Source organism: Rhodospirillales bacterium, from assembly GCA_018666775.1.
In the GTDB taxonomy this organism is placed as follows: domain Bacteria; phylum Pseudomonadota; class Alphaproteobacteria; order SMXQ01; family SMXQ01; genus JABIXC01.
In genome coordinates this window covers 60,282-83,375 of record JABIXC010000008.1, presented here as the reverse complement: position 1 = coordinate 83,375, position 23,094 = coordinate 60,282, and the positions used below count along the sequence as shown (strand labels likewise).

Sequence of the window (23,094 nt, the reverse complement as noted above, 5' to 3'; positions counted from 1 at the left end):
ATCCACATTTATTATCAGGTATTAGCAAAAACATAAAGCATTGCCTGTAAAAAGCGCATAGCCCCATATTTTATTCCCCTTTTCAGGCCCTTTTGCCCAATTGAAAGTCCGACTTGACAGAGGGGGTACAATGTCTCGATCAAATTCAATTCTGTCGCCAATCCACGCGACTTTTTAAGGTGAGTTAATGTCAGAAATTATTTTTAATGGCCCCGAAGGCCGCCTCGAAGGCCGCTACCAACACAACAACAAAGAAGAAAATCCCCCCATTGTGCTGCTCTTGCACCCCCATCCTCAGGGTGGCGGCACCATGAACAACAAGGTTGTCTATAACCTGTTCAACCTGTTCACCAATCGGGGGTTTTCTGCGTTGCGGTTCAATTTCAGGGGAATTGGCCGGTCCCAGGGTGAATTTGACAACGGACAGGGCGAACTGGCCGATGCAGCCGCTGCCCTTGACTGGATTCAGGCCCAAAATCCAGATGCCCCACGGTGCTGGATTGTCGGATTTTCTTTTGGTGCCTGGATTGGCATGCAGCTTTTGATGCGCCGCCCGGAAATCGAAGGCTTTGTTTCCGTCGCCCCACCGGCCAACCGGTATGATTTTTCATTCCTGGCACCGTGTCCGGCTTCCGGGTTGATTGTCCATGGCGATTCTGATGATTTTGTACCGTTAAGCGATGTCAGCACCCTGACCAAGAAACTATCCAGCCAGCGCTTTATCACCGTTGATCAACAGGTCGTCCCCGGTGCCAATCATTTCTTCCAGAACAAACTGGGAGAGCTGAACACCATTGTCGATAAGTACATGGTGGCCGCGCTGAAGCCTAAAAAAGTAACCGAGTCTGATAAGCCTGGCAAAGCCGGAAAAGCCGCCAAAGCAGGCATCGCTGGCAAAACCAAATAAGACCTTAATCAGGATAATGAAGCCGTCCACCGGTTACCGCGCGTTCTGCGCCGGTGGTCCGGGGATGGCTTAAGGGTAACCCGCGAAGGCTGCGCACCGCAAGAAAGCCAAAGGCTTCGGCCTCCAGGGTATCGCCGCGCCAGCCAAGATCCTCTACCCGCCCAATGGGGCAGCCAACGCAATCCCCAATGGCTGCCATCAGCACCGGATTATGCCGCCCACCACCGGTCGCAAACCAGCCCGTGGGGCGTTCTGGAAAATGTTCCAATGCCCGGGCAAGCGCCCCCGCTGTAAACGCTGTCAGGGTCGCCGCCCCATCAGAAGCCGATAAACCTGCCACCGGGGCAAGATCAAATCCGAACCGATCCAGCGATTTAGGCGGCTTTTCTGAAAACCACGGATCATCCAAAAGTGCTGCCAAAGCAGTCTTTGAAACCGTGCCGGATGCCGCAAGTGCGCCGTCTTGGTCAAACGGTCGGCCTTCATGGGCAAGGACCCAATCATCAATGAAGGCGCAAGCAGGCCCGGTATCGAAGGCCAGCAATTGATCGTCATTGTTTTCCGGGTCATTTCCCACCCAGGTGACATTGGCAACCCCGCCCAAATTCAAGATCACCACAGGCCGTGTTCCGGAATAGGTTTTCAGGCGGGCCAGATGGTAAAGGGGTGCAAAGGGCGCACCTTCCCCCCCGGCCAACATATCTTGGGTTCTGAAATCATTGACCACCGGCAGGTTTGACAACCGGGCCAACTGCGCGCCATCGCCAATTTGGCACGTCTCACCCGGGGTTCCCCCCTGCTTAGGTCTGTGATAGAGCGTGTGGCCATGAAACCCGATGACGGCAACATTTCCCGGCCAATCTGCCAAAAGATCGCGCACAACGTCTCCGTGGCGCGCCGTTAAGGCATCGGTTAGCGCCAATATTTCCCCATCATCGGCTTTGCCTGAAACAGCCAACGCAAGACGGGCGCGAAATTCTGCATCATAGGCAATGTTTAAAGCCGGGCCGGTTTCAAAGATCGTTTCACCATCGGTCAACACCAGCGCACCATCAATCCCATCCATTGACGTGCCACTCATCAGACCCAGCGCCCAGACGGGGTGACCTTGTTTGATTTCAGTTATCTTGTTCATGTCATCCGTATCATTGTCTCTTTTGTCTGGCATCAATTGTGCGCAGCGCCTGATCATGCTACATGATCTCCCACACATTCCTCGCCCCAATATTCAGAACCTTTCATACCATGGCATCACACAGATCAGAATTTCTCAACACAATTACCGAACGGGGCTTCTTGCACCAGTGCACCGACATGGATGCGCTGGATGCCTGCATGGCCAAGGGCCCCATCAGCGCCTATATCGGGTTTGACTGCACGGCCAATTCGCTTCATGTGGGTTCACTGGTTCCTATTATGCTGTTGCGCCATCTGCAAAAATCCGGGCACCGGCCCATTGTCTTGATGGGTGGGGGCACCACAAAGGTTGGGGACCCGTCGGGAAAGGATGAAAGCCGCCAACTGCTGAGTACCCAGGATATTGCGGGCAACATGGCCTCTATCCAGACCATCTTTGATCGGTTCCTGAGTTTTGGGGACGACAAAACAGACGCCATTATGGTGAATAATGCGGACTGGCTTGATCAACTCAATTACATCGATTTCCTGCGTGATTTTGGACGGCATTTTTCGGTCAACCGGATGCTTGGATTCGAATCCGTAAAGCTGCGCCTGGAACGGGAACAGACGCTCAGCTTTCTGGAATTCAATTACATGATCTTGCAGGCCTATGACTTTATGGAACTCGCCCGCAATCAGGACTGTGTTTTGCAAATGGGCGGATCAGACCAATGGGGCAACATCGTCAACGGCGTAGAACTGACGCGCCGTGTCGATGAACGCACCGTCTATGGCCTGACATCCCCCCTGATCACCACCGCCAGTGGCGAAAAGATGGGCAAAACTGCCAAGGGTGCGATATGGCTCAGCCAGGACCGGCTTTCGTCTTATGATTACTGGCAATTCTGGCGCAATACCCAGGACGCCGATGTTGGGCGTTTTCTGAAACTGTTCACAGAATTGCCTATGGATGAAATTTCCCGGCTCGAAGTCCTGGAAGGGGCAGAACTGAACGAGGCCAAGAAAATTCTGGCTGATGCCACAACAACCCTTGCCCATGGCAAAGCTGCCGCAATTGAGGCCGCAAAAATTGCCAAGGAAACCTTTGAAAAAGGCGGTGCAGCCCAGGGGCTTCCCACCGTGGAAATCGCCAAGGCAGAACTGGCCGCAGGCATTGGTGTGATTGATCTGTTCAAACGTGCGGGCCTTGCCACCTCCAATTCCGATGTCAGGCGATTGATCAAAGGCGGCGGGGCGCGGGCAAATAATGAACCCATTTCTTCAGATACAGTTTCCCTGAACCTTGATCACGCCATCGAAGATGGGGCCATCAAGCTTTCGGCCGGACGCAAACGCCACGTCCTCATCCGCCCGGTTTAAACCCCGGCAAGATTACGGCTTGGGCGCCTTTGGCGCGGCTTTCTTTTGTGGCTTTTTTCTTTCAGAGGGTGGTTTTGATCTGGGGGCATCAAAAATGCCGAACAACCCCCGCAGAAAACCCGGGGCCAATGTCGCCAACGGATTAATGGTGACATCGGGATTTTCAATCTTTCCCTTCATCCGATAGGTGGCTGCGAAAATGCCTGACCCTTTTTCGCCTGTCAGCAACGGCCCCAGAAGGGGGATGTTGCCAAACACCGCATTCAGCGTATAGGCAGGCACCACGGTGCCTGTTACATCCAGTGAATTCTTTTCAAGGTCAATCCACCCCTTTGCCGTAAACCCCAATGCATTACCATAAACACGGGACCGACCAAGACGCAGGTCATTCCCCGCTTTGGTAAAAGGAATATCGGCCATCGAAAAGGCAATGCCCTCACCGCTCAGGGTATCCAGCGTTCCTGTCAACGATGCCACAGCCAAAAGATTGGCCAAGGCAGGGGCGTGCACCATACGGAATTTTCTGACCTCAAATTTACCTTTCAACAGATGATCAGACCGGGTGTCGTCATAGTGCCCGGTGATCAACAATTTGCCTTTGACCACGTTCTTTGAAAGATCAAATATTTTAAGCACTGCGCCCGCATCATCAGACTCGATGCGTAACGTGCGCCCCTTGGAATCACCATCAGGGACAATGCTCAGGCGCATGGGTTTTTTATCTTTTCCAACGCTGCCCTGAATTTTGACCCGCTGCCATTCTCCGGTGCCCCGTTTCAGGGTGCCTCGCACCGAGGCCAAGGCCGCCCCCGACCCCACGCGCACAAGCCCGACATCCAAGACAATATCCAGCGGGCGCTTTGGGCCTTTTTCATCCTGCGCATCTATGAAAGGTCTGGCATCCAAAATGGGGCCAGCCACAGAAAGTGCCAGCCCGCCGTCTTTGCGGGCATCACCGCGTACCCGAATGTCGTTGGCCCCAAAACTGAATTTTGAAAATTCAAACCCCTTTATCGATTTTCCATCATCATCAAGATCAACCCGGCCCCGCACGCGAAGATCACCAGCATTGATGGCAAGGTTGTTAATGCGGCGAATGCGGTCGCCTTCAAGGGCCAGAGAGAAACGCGCGAACCCTGGAACCCCGGCTTTCTTTTTCCACACGATGTCTTTGATCTCAAGGGCCGTATCTTTAAGATCAAGCGATGCAGAAAGCCCCCTTCGGCCTTTATCAAACCGGGTCAAAATAGCATCGAACCCAATAGGGCCAGTGATATGATCAGGGGCATGAAACCCGAATTTCTGCCGGCCAGAAGCATCGATCCGGCCCTTGACCGCATAGCGGCTTTTGAAGCGGGCATTGGGGTAAAAGTTTTCGGTCCATTCCAATTGGGCCGCAACGCCCCCTAATTTTATATTCCCCTTAATATCCATGCCCTGTTTATCGAGCTGCAAGCGAAGATCGCCATCGGTCAGGTGCGTGCCCAACATAATATTGGGAAGCGCCACGCCGGTAAGGTTAGAGGCAGCAGAAACCTTGATACGTTTGAAGGTCAGGGTTTTTTCCAGAGGAAACTTAATCACCAACCGGGTTGCCGATTTGCCCTGGACCTTGGCTGGATCAATGCCGAACCCCTTGACCAGATCGAGTTCAGGGTGATCCAGAAATTTCAGGGCATCTGCCAGGGGGCCATGGGCCACGGCATTAACATCAATATCCTGATCGACCTGATCCAGCCCATTAATCTTGACCCGGGACACACCCAGTTGAAGCACCCCAAGACGCCCACCAGCAACTTTGAAGTCCAGCCCCTGTTTGGTCAAATGCGCCGTGCCTGAAAGATGGGTCAGCGGGGGCAAAGGCCGCAAAAAATGAACAGCCATGTCCGAAAAATCAAATTTGGTATCCAGCTTTCTAAGCTGGAATGTATCAACCGCGCCATCAGGTTTTTGGGTCAGGGTAAATTCAGTCGTGCCCTCAAACCGGCCAGCGCGCCCGCCCATCAGGTTTGGAACCACCCAATTTCTGCCATCGACAACCGCATTTTTAGGCCAAAAGCGCTTCACATCTGATGTCTCGACGTCCCGGGCCAGCACAGACAGCCCCAGATGAATGCCTGTGGTATCGCGAAGCACATTGCCACTGACAGACAGTTTCGGCCCAGAACCTGATCCAAGCACAGCATCGAGACGATCAATCCGCACGCGATCCATGTTGTTCGTCGCCACCGCTTTGAAGGCAAGCGATTTCACGGCAACCGGGGCACCAAACAATTGCGCCAAACCGATGCTGCCCGCACCACTTTTGACATCAAAGGTTACTTCGTCCACGCGGCCACTGGCGTGAATTTTCCCGGTCACTTCACCGCTCAAAGGCACTGTGATTCCTGTGATGCCCGCAAGGCCCGGTCCCATGCGGGTCAAACTCTGAGGATCAAGGCCCTTGAACCGAGCGCCAACATCGATCATGCCCGTTGCAATACTGTACCCGCCTGCCAAATCAACCGGGACAGGAACCCCATCGGCATCAACCACCAATTGGGCATTGCCGCCAAGGCCACCAGCATCACGTGACAGCACGAAACTGCTGCCGGGTGAACGCCACATGATGCCAAGTTTGCGGTCTTCATAGATCAGTTCTGCATCCGATATGCTGACACTTTTAAGATAGCCCAAAGGCTGGCTTCGGTCCCGGGGGCCAGCCAGTGCATGGATGATGCGTTCTGAAACAGCACTGCTTAATTGGGGCTTAGCCCCTTGGCCAGGAATGGGTCTGTTTGCCCCGGTTTTCCCGGCATCACCGAAACTGAATTTGCCATCATGATCGCGCACCACTTTAATCCGCGGCTGAACAATTTCGAACCGGGCCGGTGCAAAGCGGCCATTGATCAGCGCTGTCATGGAAAGCCCCATGACCAGTTCTGGAACATAGGCCTGTTCAACCCCGGCTTTTGTGCTCACCCGGAGCCCGCGCACCAACACATCAAGGGTCCGGTCCCATCCGGTCCAGATCAAAACGGTTTCATTCAACGAAACCTTTCGGCTGCCATCGGGGGCGGTCAAACCCGCTTCGATATAGGGGGTCAAAAAATTGAGGGTAACCGGCCCCATAGACAGCCGGACAGCACCCAGTATCAAAAGCACCGTAAGACCGGCGACGATAATCGCCAGTGTCTCCAACAAAATTTTAAATGTACGCCTAATCACCGTGCAGCATGCCTTTTTCGATTTTTTCCCAAATTAGCCCCAACATTATGCCCCAACCTTGACGCTTCAAGTCTGTTCGCCCAGTCTTGTACAATATATGTCATATTTTATGACACCATTGAAGATCGCAGTGTGCGATAAGCCGTCCATTCAGGGAAGCGAAGAGTGACCTTTTTACCCGATCCCCAGGCAATGCCAAAAGCTGCAGCCCCTGACCGACTTGAGGCCGGGTTTGCAACCCTTGATGAAATTGCCAACAGTTCCAGCGATGAAGCCCTTGGGGCAGCACTCAAGGATGCCATCAAGGACCCCCGGGCCCATGCGTTGCTGACCGCAATTTTTGGCAATTCTCCGTGGCTTAGCCGGTGCGTCACCTTCAACCCGGACTTCTTCTTAAGCATTCTGGATCACGGCCCCGACCATGCCCTTGAAAGCATTTTGGCCGAATTGGCCACAATCAGTGGATCAAAAGACGATCTGATGCGGCAATTGCGCCAAGCCCGCATGCGGGCAAGCCTGACCATTGCCATCGCCGACATTGCGGGCATCTGGGATACAGTCGCCGTCACCGGAGGCTTAAGCCAGTTTGCAGATGCTGCCGTCGGGGTGGCGCTTCGCTTCCTGTTTCAAGAGGCCGCCAAAAATGGTGAAATTGCCACTAAAAACACCGATAAAAACACCGGTACGCCAGAATTGGAAACCGGACTGTTTATTCTTGGGCTTGGCAAATTGGGTGCGCTGGAACTTAACTATTCCAGCGATATCGACCTGATCGCCCTTTATGATCCCGAACGCATTCACTACACCGGCCGTCAAAGCCCGGGACAGTTTTATGTGCGCGTGGTTCGTGATCTCGTCAATATTCTGGAAACCCGCACCCGGGATGGGTACGTGTTCCGTACCGACCTGCGCCTGCGCCCAGACCCGGGCTCTACCCCACTTGCTGTGTCCGTCATGGCCGCTGAAAATTATTACGAAAGCACCGGGCAAAACTGGGAACGCGCGGCATTGATCAAATCTCGGGTGATTGCCGGGGATTTCAAGGCCGGAAATCAATTCCTGAAAACCCTGGAGCCATTTCTTTGGCGTAAAAATCTGGATTTTGCTGCCATTGCCGATATCCATTCTATTAAGCGACAGATCAATGCCCAACGCGGTGGTGAGACCATCGCCATTTTGGGACACAACCTGAAACTTGGCCGGGGCGGCATTCGCGAGATTGAATTTTTCGCCCAGACACAGCAATTGATTTGGGGAGGACGCGCCCCGGAACTGCGCACCCGTGCAACCTGTGCTGCCCTTGAGCAATTAACGCATGAAGGACGCATCACAGAACAGGCCCGGGATCAATTGGTTGATGCCTATGATTTCCTGCGCCGGGCAGAACATCGGCTGCAAATGGTTGACGATATGCAGACCCACAGCCTGCCCAAAGATGAAACACAGCTTAGCCATTTCGCAACCTTCATGGGCTTTGAAACCGATGCGTTCAAAGAAACGCTGCTCCATCATTTGGGGCAAGTTGAACATCACTATGCGAAATTGTTTGAAGAATCTCCAACCTTGGCGGCACCGGGCAATCTGGTTTTCACCGGTGGTGAAGATGATCCGGAAACCTTGGCAACCTTGACCGATATGGGCTTTGTTGAGGGGTCGGGCATATCCGAAATTATCCGGACGTGGCATCGCGGGCGCTATCGCGCGACCCGCAGCACAAGAGCCCGGGAACTTCTGACGGAACTGGGCCCGGGGCTGCTTGATGCCTTTTCCAAAACCGCCAACCCCGATGCCGCATTGCGCAACTTTGATGCGTTCCTCAGCGCCCTGCCCGCCGGGGTACAGTTGTTTTCCCTGCTGCTCGCCAACCCAACCCTTCTTTCACTGATCGCCGAAATCATGGGCTCGGCCCCCAGACTGGCATCTCATCTTGCGGTGAACCCATCCCTGTTTGATGCCGTGCTAACAGGGGATTTCTACGGCCCCATCGAAGACAAAAAAGCCCTTGCGGCACGGCTTAGCACCATGCTTGAGATTGCCCGGGATTTCGAAGACATCCTCGACCGCTCCAGACGTTTTGCCAATGATCACAAATTTCAGGTGGGCATGCAGATTTTAAGCGGCATGCTGGATGGGGATGCGGCGGGGGCTGCCCTATCTGATCTTGCGGATACGCTGACCCAATCCCTGTACGCGCTGGTCAGTGCCGACATGGAAACCAAACATGGGCATTTTGGAACCCGGGACCAAAAGCCAAATATGTGCATTGTCGCCCTTGGCAAATTGGGCGGGCGTGAAATTACCGAAAATTCTGATCTGGATCTTTTGTTTGTCTATGACGATGTCACCGCTGACCATCCGGGTGGGGAACCATCAAACGGGCAGGATGGGGAACCCTCAAACGGGAAAAGGCCGCTGGCCCCCAGCCAATATTATGCCCGCATGTCCCAGCAATTGATCACTGCCATTTCGGCACCAACGGCTGAGGGTAAATTGTATGAAGTGGATATGCGGCTTCGTCCATCTGGCAATGGGGGGCCCATTGCATCGTCCCTTACCGCGTTCAACCAATATCAGGCTAAATCGGCATGGTCTTGGGAACACATGGCATTGACCCGGGCCCGGGTGATTGCCGGCCCTGATGAGCTCAGCGCCAAGATCAATGCCAGCATTCAGGAAATTCTGACCACCAAACGAGACAAGACAAAGCTGGCGATTGACGTGACAGACATGCGCACGCGCCTTGCCCGTGGTCATGCGCCATCATCGGATTGGGATGTTAAATACGCCCCCGGCGGATTAATCGATGTGGAATTTATCGCCCAGTTTTTGCTGCTGGCCCATGGCGCAGAACACCCTGAAATTCTCCATCAAAACATAACCGAATCCTTCAACCGGTTGGCCAAATTTGGATACCTTGAAACGGAAACGGCCAATCAATTGGCAAGTGCTGGAAAATTCTGGCGCACCATTTTGGGCATGATCCGGTTTACCTTTGAAGGCAGCTTTGATGAAGATGCGGCCCCCATGGGCCTGAAAACAGCCCTTGCCCGGGCCTGTGAAATGAAAGATTTTGAACACTTGAAACACGAAATGGAAACCACCAGAACCTGGGTCCGTGAAACCTTCATCACGCTGGTTGGCAATCCAGAAACCCATTCGAAATAATCAAAACAGAGGAAATAGAATTATGACGATAGAAGCCGGCAACAACGCCCCTGATTTCACACTGGCAACAGATGGCAATGACAGCGTCAGCCTGAGTGGCTTAAAAGGGAAAAAAATTGTCGTCTATTTTTATCCCAAAGATGACACACCGGGTTGCACCTTGGAATCGTGTGCCTTTCGGGACCTGCATCCAGATTTTTCAAACATCAATGCGGTCGTGATCGGCATTTCCAAAGACAGCGTCGAAAGCCACGATAAATTCAAGGCGAAATTTGGGCTGCCCTTCATTCTGGCAGCCGATCCGGAACTGAAAGCCATCAAGGGCTATGGCGTCTGGGTTGAAAAAAACATGTATGGCAAAAAATCCATGGGGGTGGAACGCTCCACCTTCTTGATTGACGAAAACGGGGTCATCGCCAAAGCATGGCGCAAGGTCAAAGCAGATGGCCATGCCGAAGCAGTGCTTGCCGCCGCTAATGCGCTTTAGGGTGCTTTAGGGGGCTGCCGCAAAGGCCTGTACTTCACACAGCAAACTTGGCCGGGCGAGACCGGAGATATAGACCTTCGTCGAAGCAGGCCGGGCATCACCCAGATGCCTTAGCCGCGCTTCGTCATAGGGAGCTGTGTCGGTGCCCGCCACCAGATACGACGTGTAATGGATGATGTGTTCAGGGCCCATGCCGGCATCGGCCAAAACCGTCATCACATTGCGCCAGGCCAGATCCGCTTGGGCGGCAATGCCATCGGGCACAGCGCCATCGATTTCCTGACCGGTTTGGCCTGCAACCGCAACCAGCCGCATGCCCGGTTCAACTTCGATGCCCTGGCTGTAATTAGCATTGACCCGAAGATTTTTTGGCATCAATGGTTTGTGCATGTTGTACTCCGCTTTCAAACCCGATTAAGCCCCAAAATGGGCATATTTAGGCGCTGATTTAATCCGCACCTTCTGAGGAACTTCCAGAACCCGCAGATTTGCTGCCTTTTTTAGCACCACCGCCGCCAATTTTATGGGACAGGGCTGCTGCCATATAATCATCCAAATCGCCGTCCAAAACCCCTTGGGCATTGCCTTTTTCGACCCCGGTGCGCAAATCTTTGACCATTTGATAGGGGTGAAGCACATATGAGCGAATTTGGTGCCCCCAACCGATATCAGACTTCGCTTCATGGGTCGCCTGAGCCGCTTCCTCCCGCTTTTGCATCTCTAGTTCATAGAGCCGGGCCCGCAGCATATTCATGGCAGAAGCCCGGTTTCTATGCTGTGAGCGGTCACTTTGGCACTGCACAACGATGCCCGTGGGCAAATGGGTCAGCCTTATTGCCGAATCTGTCTTGTTAACGTGCTGCCCCCCCGCACCGGATGCGCGATAGGTATCGACCCGTAAATCCTTGTCTTCAATTTCCACATCAACGGTTTCATCGATCACCGGGTAAACCCAGGCGCTGGCGAAACTGGTGTGGCGACGAGAAGCAGAGTCATAAGGCGATATCCGCACCAAACGATGGACCCCGCTTTCGGTCTTCATCCAGCCATAGGCGTTGGGGCCGATAATGCGAACGGTTGTGGATTTAATCCCCGCTTCTTCGCCTTCGCTTTCTTCGATCCATTCCACCTTGTAGCCATGGGCATCGGCCCAACGCGTATACATCCGAACCAGCATTTCTGCCCAATCCTGGGATTCAGTGCCCCCCGCACCCGCATTGATTTCAAGGAAACAATCATTGCCATCAACTTCGCCCGACAAAAGGCTTTCAATTTCAAGCTTCGCAGCTTGGGACTGAACTTTGATCAGGCCCTTTTCGGCCTCGGCAATCATTTCGGCATCATCTTCGGCTTCAGCCATTTCAAGCAATTCCTGAGAATCGATGAAGCCCTGTTCCATGTCCCGGAACACCCCGAGCTGTTGTTCCAAATGGGTGCGTTCACGCATAATGCGCTGGGCCACGGCCTGATCGGACCACAGTTCCGGGTCTTCGGCCTTGGCGTTTAGTTCATCGAGTTTTTTAAGAGCGTTATCCCAGTCAAAGATACCTCCTCAGCAGCTCAAGAGACTGCTTGGTCTCGGCGATGATGGTCATTGTTTCAGCGCGCATAATGTTTCCTGTCTTTGGGCCTTTATCAATTTGGCCGGGGGGCGCATCAAACCACACCTGCCATGGCCAATTCAAGTCGCGGTAAAGAGTTTATAAAATCAATAAAGCCCGCGCCCTGAAGCGCCACCCGAACCCGAGGTCGATGATGCACCAGAGCCATCAATCACGCCTTCGCCACCTTTCGGTTCCGTTCCCGGTTTGAAGGCTTCCAGAATGACGCGGCGATCGCCATGTTGCGCCGGAAGCCCGGTCTGGGCATTGACCCGAACCAGACGAATGCCCCGGGGAATACGAAATGGGATGACCGGCTGATCCGCCAGGCCGCGCTCCATGAAGGTTTTGAAGATAGGGGCTGCCACCGAAGACCCGGTTTCACGACGACCAAGAGGCGTGGGTTTATCAAACCCCACAAAGACCCCCACAGCAAGATCGGGGGAAAAACCGACAAACCAGGTATCCATGCTTTTATTGGTCGTGCCCGTTTTACCCGCAAGCGGTTTTCCAACCTTTGCGATACGCCGCCCTGTGCCCCGTTTAACCACGCCATGAAGCATTGATACCACCTGATAGGCGCTACCTGCTTCGGCCACTTGGGGGCGGGTGTCTGGAATATCTGGCATATCGCGGTTGAACAAATCATCGACATCGCAGCCGGGGCATTTTCGAGCATCATGGCGAAAGATCGTGTGGCCATGGCGGTTCTGAAGCCTGTCAATCAGGGACGGGGTGATTTTCTTGCCGCCATTGACCAACATGGCATACGCCGACGTCAAACGCAGAAGGCTTGTTTCCCCGGCCCCCAACGACATGGAAAGACCGCTGCTTAATTTTTCAGAAATTCCGAATTTTTTTGCATACGCCACAACCTTATCCATGCCAATGGTCTGGGCCAGACGCACGGTCATCAGGTTGCGGGATTTTTCGATGCCAAGACGCATGGTGGAAGGGCCGTAAAAACGGCGCGCATAGTTGTGGGGCTTCCACAAGCCAAGCCCCGGGCCTTGATCAATCACAAAGGGCGCATCCAGAATCAAAGACGATGGGGTAAAGCCTGAATCAAGGGCTGCCAAATAAACAAAGGGCTTAAAGGCCGAACCGGGCTGGCGCATGGCCTGGGTTACCCGGTTAAACTGGGAATGGGCGTAATGAAACCCGCCACTCATGGCCAAAATCCGCCCGGTATGGGGATCAAGGGCCACAAGCCCTCCGTTGACGCCCGGGATTTGGCGCAAGCCAAACGTGTGTGGCCCATAATGAACCGTTGTGGTTTTTACACCGCGTTTTCGGGATGTTATTTTGCGGGTCTGCACGGCCTGCACAATCACAACGTCGCCCACCTGCAAAACCTGATCTGCAGCCTTCACCGAAGGGCCCCGTTTTTGCCCCTTCATCCAGGTTCTGGCCCAACGCAATTCCGCCAATGGAATGCTTCCCTTTGTGCCATCGGCAAAAACAAGATGGGCGGCATCTTTTTCAACCGTTTCCGCCACCGCCAGCAGCCAAGGGTCAAGCAAGCCCTTGGGCGGAACCACCAACGCCAAATTCTTCGCCCACGGCGCCTTGATATTAGCCACCGGTCCGCGATAGCCATGACGTCGGTCATAGGCAATGAGCCCCATGCGCAGGCTTTCATCGGCGATGGTCTGAAGCCTGGGGTCCAGGGTGGTGCGAACTGATAGGCCGCCGCGATATAGCTGGGTTTCCCCATAGCGCTCCATCAATTCGCGCCTGACCTCTTCGGAAAAATATTCTGCACGAACCAGCAATGTGTCTTTGCGGGGGCGTACCACCAACGGAATCTTGCGCGCCCTTGATGCTTGAATGGATGGAATAAAGCCTTCTTTTTCCATCCGGCTGATCACCCAATTCCGACGCCCCAATGCGGCCCGCACATTTCGGATGGGGTGATAATTATTGGGTGCCTTTGGCAGCGCCGCCAGGTATGCCACTTCTTCCGTGGATAATTCATCCATCGACTTGTTGAAATAATTCAGTGACGCTGCGGCCACGCCGTAAGACCCAAAGCCCAGATAAATCTCATTGAGATACAGTTCAAGAATTCGGTCCTTTGAAAAGGCATGTTCAATCCGAAACGCAAGGATCGCTTCCTTGACCTTTCGGGCAATCGACACTTCATTGGTCAAAAGAAAATTCTTGGCGACTTGTTGGGTAATGGTGGATGCCCCAACGGGGCGGCGATTACGCCCAACCTGAATAATATTGGTCAGGGCTGCTCTGGCGACACCGGGAAAATCAATGCCGGGATGGGAATAAAAATTCTTATCTTCTGCTGCCAGAAAAGCCTTAATAACTAATTTTGGAAATGCATTGATGGGAACAAAGGCTCTTTTTTCTGTTGCGAATTCAGAAATCAAGCTGCCATCCCCGGCATGAACCCGGGTCATGACCGGTGGTTCATAATCGGCCAGTTGCTGGTAATCGGGCAACCCGCGACCATAAAAATAAAACGTTCCAAACACGGCCCCAACACCAACCACCGCCATAAACACCAGGGTGACCAGCACCAGCACCAAAAACCGCATCCCTTTCCCCCCGGTGCGCAGGGGATTGCGGCTTTTAATTGGACGGGTGGGCATGTTTGTCATGGGATCAGTTTATCCAACGATGGGGAAGGCCCGCAATTTCGAACCTAACTGTGGCAAACATGTGGCATTCCCCACTCATTTCTTTTGAACCTTGGCCCTAATTGCAAAATAACGGTCTATCCCGTTGGCGATGGCTTTGGACAATCGCGCCCGATACCGGGGGCGTGTCAACTGCGCTTCATCAAGCGCATTGGAAAGATACCCCATTTCCAAAAGGACAGAGGGGACATCTGGCGCTTTCAGAACCGCGAACCCGGCAAAACGGTGGGATTTACGCAGGAACCGTGTCGTCTTGCGCATTTCGCTCACCAAAACCCGTGCAAACCGCGCGGAAAGGTTCATGGTTTCACGTTGCGCAAGTTCAATCAGAATGTTTGTTACTTGGCTGCTTTCCCCCGACAGGTCAACGCCAGCGATCAAATCCGCCTTGTTTTCCTTGGCAGCCAACCCCGCAGCTTCACGATCAGATGCTTTTTCAGAAAGCGTATAGACCGAAGCCCCCCGAACGTTTCGACGCTTCAGGGAATCCGCATGAAGCGAGATAAAAAGATCGGCTTTGGCCCGGCGTGCGACGGCAATGCGCCCACGCAGGCGAACAAATGTATCGCGGCCCCGGGTCATGACAACCCGGTATTGACGGGCGATCAATGTGCGACGAAGAACCCGTGCCATGGCAAGGGTAATCTTTTTCTCATAAACCCCATGGAGCCCAATGGCCCCGGGATCTATACCGCCATGCCCCGGGTCAATAACCACCACCTTTTTCCGGTCAGGTGCCCTGCGTCTTTTAGGCTTTAGGGATGCGTGATCTTTGCTGGGCGACACACCGGCAACACTTGCAGACTTCACAAACTGGCTGGCTTTCACCGGTTTAAGGTCGACCACGAAACGCCACCCCTTTCCACCCCGGGGAGAAAGCGTAAATTGTTTGGCAATGACAAATGAGCGTTTGAGATCAAACACCACCCGCGCACGGGATGGTGAAAACTGTCCATACCGAAACCCGGCAACAAAACCGGCCCTGCGCGCGGATGCTTTCTTCTTTGCCAAATCCCAACCAACGGCAGGTAAATCCATGACCAACCGGTACGGTGATGCCAAGGCAAAGGTTTTGACCTTAAGGTTTTGATTCGATTCAAGGACAAGGCGTACGCGCCCCGCATGTGCCCCAACCCGAATGTCAGAGACCGTCGAAGCAGCACTTGCAGCACGGACAGGGGCCAAACAGCCCAGCAACAACACCGCACCCAAAAAGACGGAGATGGCGGAAGTGGTTTTCCACATCTTGTAGCAATCCCTAAAATCACCACAACATATACTGCACCATCACCATAAAATACAGCCATTATGGTCAAAAATATCCAGCACGCCCCCCCGCAAGCCTTTGATGCACCATGGTTAAAACAATATGATTGTAGAACCGTTCGCAAGTAACTATGTTGAAGGCGTTAGAAGACCCTCTGGTCGGCTCAAAGGTCCGATTTTCATCAGACCCAACGGCGGCGCAGCACGAAGCATCCCGGCATTTTTACATCGGCCGGGGGAAAACGGTTTCTGGTGCGCTCAGACGGAATGGAGGGATAATTTTGGATTGAAGCCGATCTCACAACCACATTTCAGGCTTTGTGAGATATGCCAGACCCCCTCCCCGTATTTGGGTTGAGATATGGCCAAACGGCTTCACGGACATAAAAGCACGCGCCGCTTGGGTATCCCCAAGCAAGGCAGCGGTGCTCAGGAGATATAAACATGACCAAGCGCATGTTGATCGACACCACACACGCGGAAGAAACCCGCGTCGTCGTACTTAATGGCAATCGCCTCGATGAATTTGATTTTGAAACCTCGACCAAAAAACAGGTTAAAGGCAACATCTATCTTGCCAAAGTAACCCGGGTTGAACCGTCGCTACAGGCGGCGTTCGTCGATTATGGCGGCAACCGGCACGGGTTTCTTGCCTTCAGCGAAATTCATCCCGATTATTATCAAATCCCTATTGCAGATCGCCAAGCCCTTCTTAAGGAAGAAGCAGAATTCGCCGCCGCGAGTGCCGAGGAAACGGAAGAAGCAATTTCCGGGTCCAAAGATGAAGACGCCACAGACAAAGACGACAAAACCGATCAAGAAGACGGTGCCGAAACTGCTGAGGGTGACGCAGACAATGATGCGCCAAAGAATGAAAAAGCCCCTGATGGTGCGAACCTGGAAGAAGTGGGTGGCGGAGACGAAAACGATGTCGAAGCCGAAGCGGTAGAACGCAACCGTAGCCGCCCCCGGCGCCAACGCTACAACATTCAGGAAGTCATCAAACGTCGCCAGATTCTTTTGATCCAGGTGGTCAAGGAAGAACGCGGCAACAAGGGCGCAGCGCTGACCACCTACCTGTCATTGGCTGGGCGTTATTGCGTCTTGATGCCCAACACCACCAAGGGCGGCGGCATTTCGCGCAAAATTACCAACATCAAGGACCGCAAGCGGCTGAAGGGCTTTATTGCTGATTTCAATATTCCTGACGGCGTCGCGGCCATTCTGCGCACCGCAGCAATTGAACGATCAAAGCCCGAAATTCGCCGCGACTTCGACTACCTGATCAGAACCTGGGATCAAGTCCGCGAATTAACGCTGAAATCCATTGCCCCCACCATGGTCTATGAAGAGGGCAACCTGATCAAACGTTCCATCCGCGACCTTTACGACAAGGATATCACCGAAGTGATGGTGGAAGGCGAAGAAGGCTATAAGTCAGCCAAGGAATTCATGCGCATGCTGATGCCCAGCCATGCCAAGAAGGTCCAGCAATACAAAGACCCTGCCATTCCGCTCTACCACCGCTATCAGGTGGAAGCGCAACTTGATTCCATGCACTCAACCAATGTGCGGCTTAAATCAGGGGGCTATATTGTCATCAACCCCACGGAGGCGCTTGTCTCTATTGATGTCAATTCCGGTCGAGCCACGAAAGAACGCAACATTGAAGAAACGGCCTACAAGACGAACCTTGAGGCGGCAGAAGAAATTGCACGCCAACTCAAGCTACGTGACCTTGCCGGCCTGATCGTTATCGATTTCATCGACATGTCGGAAAATCGAAACCAACATACCGTTGAGCGCCGCTTGAAAGAATCCATGCGTGCCGATCGTGCACGCATCCAAATCGGCCGCATCAGCCCCTTTGGATTGCTGGAACTCAGCCGTCAACGGCTACGCCCAAGTTTGCTAGAGGCCAGCACGGAACATTGTCCCCATTGCGATGGGTCAGGCTTAATCCGTTCAACAGAATCAGCCGCCTTGCATGTTTTGCGCACGGTAGAAGAAGAAGGCATTCGCCGTCGTTCCAGCCAAATTCACATCTCTGTGCCCACGGCCATTGCCCTTTATATCCTTAATCAAAAGCGGCCCATGGTCGCTGATATCGAAGCGCGTTATGATTTCCGCATCATGGTTTCGGGCGATGACACATTGATTGCGCCCAATTTCAAACTTGAACGCGTGGTCAGTGCTGGCGACAACACAGACGCCACCATCACAGAAACCATTGCCACATCCAGCAACGGCGGGAACAGCAATAGCAGCAGTGGCGCCAATGGGGCCAATGGGGCCAATGGGGCTGCAAAGACAGAAGACAGACCCAAGCGTGCGCGGCGCCCTCGACGCAGGCGGGGCGGCAGAAATGATGAAGACACAAATCAGAGAAATGCCGATCAGGGCACAGCATCGGAAACAACACAACCGCCAGTTTCAGGTGAGCCCAATACCCAAGACCAATCCACACCGACAACTGCCACACCGACAACTGATGGTGACGAAACCCAGTCTGAAAAGCCCAAGCGCCGCAGACGCGGAAGACGCGGTGGTCGCCGTCACAACCGCAAGCCAACGGAACAAACGGGCGTTGATGGCGAAACAACCAATGACGCAGCGCAATCAGCAGAGACATCACCTGTGTCGACCGATGCACCCAGCACTAGCACGCCTGCGCCAACGCCAGAGACATCACAGCCAGCGCCAGAGGCCAGCAGCACAGAAGCAAGTGCCGATGCCTCAGGGGGAACACCTTCTGAAGCAGCGACACCGGCTGAGAAACCAAAACCTCGCCCCCGCAGAAGCCGGGCAAAAGCAAAGCCTGAAGAGGCCAGTGCTGATGCCAGCCCAGATGCCAGTAGTGAGCCCGCTGAAAAGCCCGCGCCCAAAAAACGGGCGCCTAGAAAACGGGCGACAAAGGCTGCTGATAAATCTGCTGATAAGGCAACAGATGCGGATGCCAAATCGACCAAGGCCGAAGCAAAGCCTGCCAAAAAAACAACCCGAAAGCCCCGGGCAAAGAAAGCCGATAAGGCTCAGCCCACAGAGGCCGCCACAGAACCCACCACAGTGAGCGCTGAACCCAGCACCGACGCTGCACCTGAAGCACCCGATGCCCCGAAACGCCGGGGATGGTGGTCTCGCGGCTGATTTAAGCCTTTAGGGTTTCTGGTTCCATGCCTTTAGTCGGGCAATGGCTTCGCGCATTTCATCCCTTGATCCGGCATAAGAAAACCGGACAAACCGGTGGCCATCCTCAAGGTCAAAATCCTTGCCGGGTGTCGTTGCGACGCCCGTTTCTTCCAGCATTCGTCGGCAAAGCTCAGCGCTGTCCGACCCCTGGTCTCCAATGCCTGCATAAACATAAAAGGCACCATCTGCGGGCGCAAAAGGTCCAAAGCCGCATTGGGGCAAGCCATCAAGCAGGATTTTTCTGTTATCGGCATAGCGTGCCACATTGGCATCAAGTTCTTCCCTGGAATCAAACACAGCCAATGCTGCGTGTTGGGAAAGGGTTGGCGGTGAAATAAACAAATTCTGCGCCAAACATTCAACCGTCCGGATGAGATCATCAGGCACAATCATCCACCCCAACCGCCAGCCGGTCATTGAAAAATATTTTGACAGGCTGTTGATCACAATCGCATCAGGATTAATTTCAGCCATGGTCTCAGCTACCGCGCCATAGGTAATCCCATGATAAATCTCATCAGAAACCAACCGCACGCCGTTAGCGGCACACCAATTGGCAATCTGTTTCAGCATCGCGGGATCAATCATCGCCCCGGTGGGATTGGCGGGGCTTGCCAAAATCAAGCCATCTATCGGTGTCTCAAGGCGTTCCAAATGCTCTACGCTAATCTGAAAGCCTTGCGCGTGCCCAACTGGAATCGCCACGGGGTCAATATCGAGGGCCGTTAAAATGTTGCGATAACCGGGATATCCCGGTGCAGCAAAAGCAACCCGGTCCCCTGCATCAAATGCTGCCAGAAAAGCCAGAACAAATGCCCCCGACGACCCCGTGGTCATGGCGATCTTTGAAGCATCAATATCCGTGTCATAAATTTCCCGGTAATAAGCGGCGACGCGCGCACGCAGGGCGGGCAAACCGAATGCCTCTGTGTAGCCCAGGTTTTCCGAATCCAGGGCGGACTTTGCCAGAGATTTAACGGCGCCTGGCGCGCTTGTGGATGGCTGGCCGACCTCCAGATGCACAACATCATGGCCTTTTGCCGCACGGTCATTGGCCGCCCGCATGACATCCATGACGATAAAGGGTGGGATGGACCCGCGCGCTGATACCTTGATGGCCATGGCGTTATAACTGGCTGGCGAACCCGAAGCCCCGGCGATCGGTGCGCAATTCGCACCGAGACCGATGGCCATCGAACCCGGCTGGACAGAAGAACCCATTAAGACGGATCATCGCTGAAACCGGGGCAACACGGTGGCCAGCATTCTCAAGCGTTTTAGCCAGCCCCCTATTGCCAGATTCCATCAACACCTGGTCTGGGATCATGGGCGCAAATAGTCGTGGGGCCCTTGATGCCTTCTCCAAATTCTGTTTATCAAGCATTGCCCGAAGGGCCACGGTCACCATGGTAATCGGGGCTGCAGCACCTCCGGTGGCAGAAGCCATAAATTCCAGCTGATTCTGATCATCATAGCGCAACACCATAAGCGAACCCGAAGACATGCCCCGCATTGCCGGATCAGGTCGTGCAGCAATAATGATGCCCGTTTTAGGCGCGATGCGCACCGAGCCCATAAGACCATTCATGGTAAAACTGCACGCAACGGCTTGGCCAAACTGGTCTGCAGCAATGACACTGGCGCCACCTTGGTCTACCGGTGCTGGGTGCCCCCCACCTTCAGGGATTGCAAATTTGGTTTTACGACCAGAATCGAAACTGGCCATCAATGCCTCGGTTCGTTTTTCAGAAACCACCGATGGCGCTGCCTTTTCAAGCTCTGCTGGGGAATGAAGCCACCGCCCTGCACCGGCCATGGAACGCCGCGACACCTCAGCAATTAAATGAGGCTTTTCGCGATTATTTGCACTTTTCCAGGCACCATCCCTGTACATCATGGCCCATGCCTGCGCACCAACTAGCCCTGCAGGGGTCGGTAGAAAATCTGCTGCCTGATTACCACGACGAACCGTGATGGGGGCCTTCCAGACCGGGCGGGCACGATCAACATCGGCGCTTGAAATGGGCATGCCTGCCGCACCATAGGCCCGGATAATGCGTTGTTTTCCGGGGCCACTGAAAAATGCAGCGGGGCGGCCACGAATGATGCTGAGCGTTGCGGCCAGATCAAGCTGGCGAAGATTGTCGCCTTCACGAACCAGCCTGCCCTGGCGATTGGCAAAGGTGCGTCCCATATCCGAAGATGGCGTTATATGGCCCTGGGCCGCGACAAGATCACGCGCGAATGCTCTGGAAACAGGGGCACCAAACCGGGCCATGTTTTCAGCAGGAGCAACCAATTGACGCCATGGCAATTGGCCATATTTTGCATGAAGTGCATACATGGCCCGAACGTTAGCAGGCACAACAGGGCGGTTTCCATCCATGCCGCCGGCCATAAAAGTCAGACTTTCCACTTTATTTTTTTCACGATCAATGACCAAACATGCCCCCCCACCACCAAGGGATGCCGCTGATGGCAAAGTCACCGACATGGCAAAGTAAGCCGCGATCGCGGCATCTGCCGCACTGCCCTCACCTTTAAGGATTTTCTGCGCAACCAGCACTGCCGAAGGTTCATCCCCGGCAACGCCACCCGCAAAACCGGCAACATAGTCTCTTGCCTCTCTTTTAAAGATCACCATGGAATCACAACCCGCAAGCAGCAACGATACCAACACAAGCACTGGCAAGACGTTTGCAAAGCGTCCGGTAGTGCCTGTGGCTTGTTTTATGGTATGTCTAGGCATGGATTTGAGCTTTAACATGTTAAAATGCATACGAATTCGGGCCATAATCATACTGGCGCTTGCCTTTATGTTTCTGCTGCCCACATGGCGACATGTGGCAGCAGCGAATTTAATTCGGGACACAGAGATAGAAAATACCATCCGTCACTTTAGCACGCCACTCTTTGAAGCGGCAGGACTTCGAAGTTCTGACATAGACCTTTTTATCATTTCCGACCCCGCCCTCAATGCTTTTGTCGCTGGTGGGATGAACTTATTCATTCATAGCGGTCTATTGATGCGCGTTAAAGACGCAAACCAGCTCATTGGGGTGTTGGCCCATGAAACCGGCCATATATCAGGTGGCCACCTTGTCCGGTTTTCCAAACAGATAGAAACCGGTAACACCGCAGCTATGCTGGCAACGGTTCTAGGCGTTGTGACAGCCATTGCCAGTGGCAACGCAGGTGCGGGCATGGCGGTTGCCCAAGGGGGCCAAGGCCTGGCGGTTGGATCATTGCTCAATTATTCCAGGGCACAGGAATCGGCGGCTGATCAGGCTGGGCTGGAACTGCTGGACCGCACCGGACAATCGGCTTTGGGAATGCGTTCGTTCTTTGGTGCCATCGAAGATCAGGAACTTTTGGCCAGCACCCGGCAAGATGCCTATGTCCGAACCCATCCCATAACCCGAAACCGTATGCGGCATGTGGATAGCCATCTCAAAAAATCCCGCTACACCCGGACACCGCCGCCGCCTGAACACGCAAAAAAATTCAAACGAATGCAGGCAAAATTGTTCGCCTTTATCAAACCAGTGCACCAGACCTTCGCCCGCTACAAAAAAACTGATTCCGCCATTGCCGCACGCTATGCCCGGGCCATCGCCTATTATCGTCTGGCGGACCTTAAACAGGGGATTCCCCTGATAGATGGGCTGATCAAGGCCGAACCCAAAAACCCCTATTTTTATGAAATGAAGGGGCAAATGCTTTTTGAAACCGGGCGCATACGTGACTCCATCGTCCCGTACACCAAAGCCATCCAGATTAGTCCCAATGCCCCCCTGATCCGCATTGGGCTGGCCCGGGCACAATTAGAAAGCAACGACGCGGCATTGGTCAAAAAAGCGATTAGCAATCTTTTGCTCACGACCCAGGCTAACCCCAATTCCGCCTTTGCCTGGAGCCAACTGGCCGTCGCCTATGGCCGGAACGGCCAATTGGGGTTCGCTGCCCTTGCCCTTGCCGAAGCCGCCCTGATCCGTGGCCACCCAAAGGATGCCCGCTATCATATTTGGCGTGCAGAAAAAAAATTGGTCAAGGGATCGGCGGGATGGGTCAGGGCCCAGGACATCAAACGAACCCTTCGCACGATGGGTGCCAATTAAG

The 23,094-nt window shown here is 53.8% G+C and carries 14 protein-coding genes; 6 read left to right on the top strand and 8 right to left on the bottom strand.

Annotation, left to right across the window (positions count from 1 at the left end; genetic code table 11):
* Positions 1-187 precede the first annotated feature (187 nt).
* On the top strand, positions 188-907 hold the full coding sequence (locus HOJ08_04930) for an alpha/beta hydrolase (protein ID MBT5672780.1): 720 nt from the start codon (positions 188-190) through the stop codon (positions 905-907).
* A gap of 4 nt (positions 908-911) precedes the next feature.
* Here HOJ08_04930 and HOJ08_04925 read toward each other — a convergent pair whose 3' ends face one another.
* Positions 912-2,042, bottom strand: coding sequence for an anhydro-N-acetylmuramic acid kinase (locus HOJ08_04925; protein MBT5672779.1), 1,131 nt, complete (start codon positions 2,040-2,042; stop codon positions 912-914).
* 110 nt (positions 2,043-2,152) lie between these two features.
* Between HOJ08_04925 and HOJ08_04920 the strand changes: the two genes are divergently transcribed.
* The gene (locus HOJ08_04920) at positions 2,153-3,406 is read left to right on the top strand and encodes a tyrosine--tRNA ligase (GenBank protein ID MBT5672778.1); all 1,254 of its coding nucleotides are present in this window, start codon (positions 2,153-2,155) and stop codon (positions 3,404-3,406) included.
* A gap of 12 nt (positions 3,407-3,418) precedes the next feature.
* Here the strand turns inward: HOJ08_04920 and HOJ08_04915 are convergent, their stop codons facing one another.
* A complete protein-coding gene (locus HOJ08_04915) occupies positions 3,419-6,613 on the bottom strand; it encodes a hypothetical protein (protein ID MBT5672777.1) in 3,195 nt (1,064 codons plus the stop codon).
* Positions 6,614-6,778: 165 nt separating this feature from the next.
* On the opposite strand from HOJ08_04915, the gene HOJ08_04910 reads away from it, so the two are divergent.
* Together HOJ08_04910 and HOJ08_04905 are read left to right on the top strand one after the other, a co-directional pair.
* On the top strand, positions 6,779-9,778 hold the full coding sequence (locus HOJ08_04910; protein ID MBT5672776.1) for a bifunctional [glutamine synthetase] adenylyltransferase/[glutamine synthetase]-adenylyl-L-tyrosine phosphorylase: 3,000 nt from the start codon (positions 6,779-6,781) through the stop codon (positions 9,776-9,778).
* 22 nt (positions 9,779-9,800) lie between these two features.
* On the top strand, positions 9,801-10,265 hold the full coding sequence (locus HOJ08_04905; GenBank protein MBT5672775.1) for a peroxiredoxin: 465 nt from the start codon (positions 9,801-9,803) through the stop codon (positions 10,263-10,265).
* Positions 10,266-10,271: 6 nt separating this feature from the next.
* Here HOJ08_04905 and HOJ08_04900 read toward each other — a convergent pair whose 3' ends face one another.
* The 4 genes from HOJ08_04900 to HOJ08_04885 all read right to left on the bottom strand — a co-directional run bounded on the left by HOJ08_04900 (position 10,272) and on the right by HOJ08_04885 (position 15,765).
* Positions 10,272-10,655, bottom strand: a complete 384-nt coding sequence (locus tag HOJ08_04900) for a RidA family protein (GenBank protein ID MBT5672774.1) — start codon at positions 10,653-10,655, stop codon at positions 10,272-10,274.
* A 58-nt stretch (positions 10,656-10,713) separates the two neighbouring features.
* A protein-coding gene (locus HOJ08_04895; GenBank protein ID MBT5672773.1) for a peptide chain release factor 2 occupies positions 10,714-11,875 on the bottom strand; the annotation gives its coding sequence in 2 pieces (ribosomal slippage) (positions 10,714-11,805 and positions 11,807-11,875; 1,161 coding nt in all).
* 98 nt (positions 11,876-11,973) lie between these two features.
* Positions 11,974-14,418 carry a penicillin-binding protein 1A gene (locus tag HOJ08_04890; GenBank protein ID MBT5672772.1) on the bottom strand — a complete coding sequence of 815 codons (2,445 nt, stop codon included), beginning with the start codon at positions 14,416-14,418 and terminating at the stop codon, positions 11,974-11,976.
* Between the two features lie 138 nt (positions 14,419-14,556).
* On the bottom strand, positions 14,557-15,765 hold the full coding sequence (locus HOJ08_04885; protein MBT5672771.1) for an N-acetylmuramoyl-L-alanine amidase: 1,209 nt from the start codon (positions 15,763-15,765) through the stop codon (positions 14,557-14,559).
* A gap of 465 nt (positions 15,766-16,230) precedes the next feature.
* Here HOJ08_04885 and HOJ08_04880 point away from each other — a divergent pair, with 465 nt between their 5' ends.
* The gene (locus HOJ08_04880; GenBank protein ID MBT5672770.1) at positions 16,231-18,933 is read left to right on the top strand and encodes an Rne/Rng family ribonuclease; all 2,703 of its coding nucleotides are present in this window, start codon (positions 16,231-16,233) and stop codon (positions 18,931-18,933) included.
* A gap of 9 nt (positions 18,934-18,942) precedes the next feature.
* Here HOJ08_04880 and HOJ08_04875 read toward each other — a convergent pair whose 3' ends face one another.
* Both HOJ08_04875 and HOJ08_04870 read right to left on the bottom strand, forming a co-directional pair.
* A complete protein-coding gene (locus tag HOJ08_04875) occupies positions 18,943-20,097 on the bottom strand; it encodes a pyridoxal phosphate-dependent aminotransferase (GenBank protein ID MBT5672769.1) in 1,155 nt (384 codons plus the stop codon).
* 4 nt (positions 20,098-20,101) lie between these two features.
* On the bottom strand, positions 20,102-21,775 hold the full coding sequence (locus HOJ08_04870; protein MBT5672768.1) for a hypothetical protein: 1,674 nt from the start codon (positions 21,773-21,775) through the stop codon (positions 20,102-20,104).
* A 16-nt stretch (positions 21,776-21,791) separates the two neighbouring features.
* Between HOJ08_04870 and HOJ08_04865 the strand changes: the two genes are divergently transcribed.
* Positions 21,792-23,093: a M48 family metalloprotease gene (locus HOJ08_04865; protein ID MBT5672767.1), complete on the top strand. Its 1,302-nt coding sequence runs from the start codon at positions 21,792-21,794 to the stop codon at positions 23,091-23,093.
* Position 23,094 lies beyond the last annotated feature (1 nt).

What these genes read in the sequence shown, in the direction of transcription:
- HOJ08_04930 (MBT5672780.1), top strand. Translation starts at nt 188, where the DNA reads ATGTCAGAAATTATTTTTAATGGCCCCGAAGGCCGCCTCGAAGGCCGC.
- HOJ08_04925 (MBT5672779.1), bottom strand. Translation starts at nt 2,042, where the DNA reads ATGAACAAGATAACTGAAATCAAACAAGGTCACCCCGTCTGGGCGCTG.
- HOJ08_04920 (MBT5672778.1), top strand. Translation starts at nt 2,153, where the DNA reads ATGGCATCACACAGATCAGAATTTCTCAACACAATTACCGAACGGGGC.
- HOJ08_04905 (MBT5672775.1), top strand. Translation starts at nt 9,801, where the DNA reads ATGACGATAGAAGCCGGCAACAACGCCCCTGATTTCACACTGGCAACA.
- HOJ08_04900 (MBT5672774.1), bottom strand. Translation starts at nt 10,655, where the DNA reads ATGCACAAACCATTGATGCCAAAAAATCTTCGGGTCAATGCTAATTAC.
- HOJ08_04890 (MBT5672772.1), bottom strand. Translation starts at nt 14,418, where the DNA reads ATGCGGTTTTTGGTGCTGGTGCTGGTCACCCTGGTGTTTATGGCGGTG.
- HOJ08_04885 (MBT5672771.1), bottom strand. Translation starts at nt 15,765, where the DNA reads ATGTGGAAAACCACTTCCGCCATCTCCGTCTTTTTGGGTGCGGTGTTG.
- HOJ08_04880 (MBT5672770.1), top strand. Translation starts at nt 16,231, where the DNA reads ATGACCAAGCGCATGTTGATCGACACCACACACGCGGAAGAAACCCGC.
- HOJ08_04875 (MBT5672769.1), bottom strand. Translation starts at nt 20,097, where the DNA reads ATGGCCATCAAGGTATCAGCGCGCGGGTCCATCCCACCCTTTATCGTC.
- HOJ08_04870 (MBT5672768.1), bottom strand. Translation starts at nt 21,775, where the DNA reads ATGATTATGGCCCGAATTCGTATGCATTTTAACATGTTAAAGCTCAAA.
- HOJ08_04865 (MBT5672767.1), top strand. Translation starts at nt 21,792, where the DNA reads ATGTTTCTGCTGCCCACATGGCGACATGTGGCAGCAGCGAATTTAATT.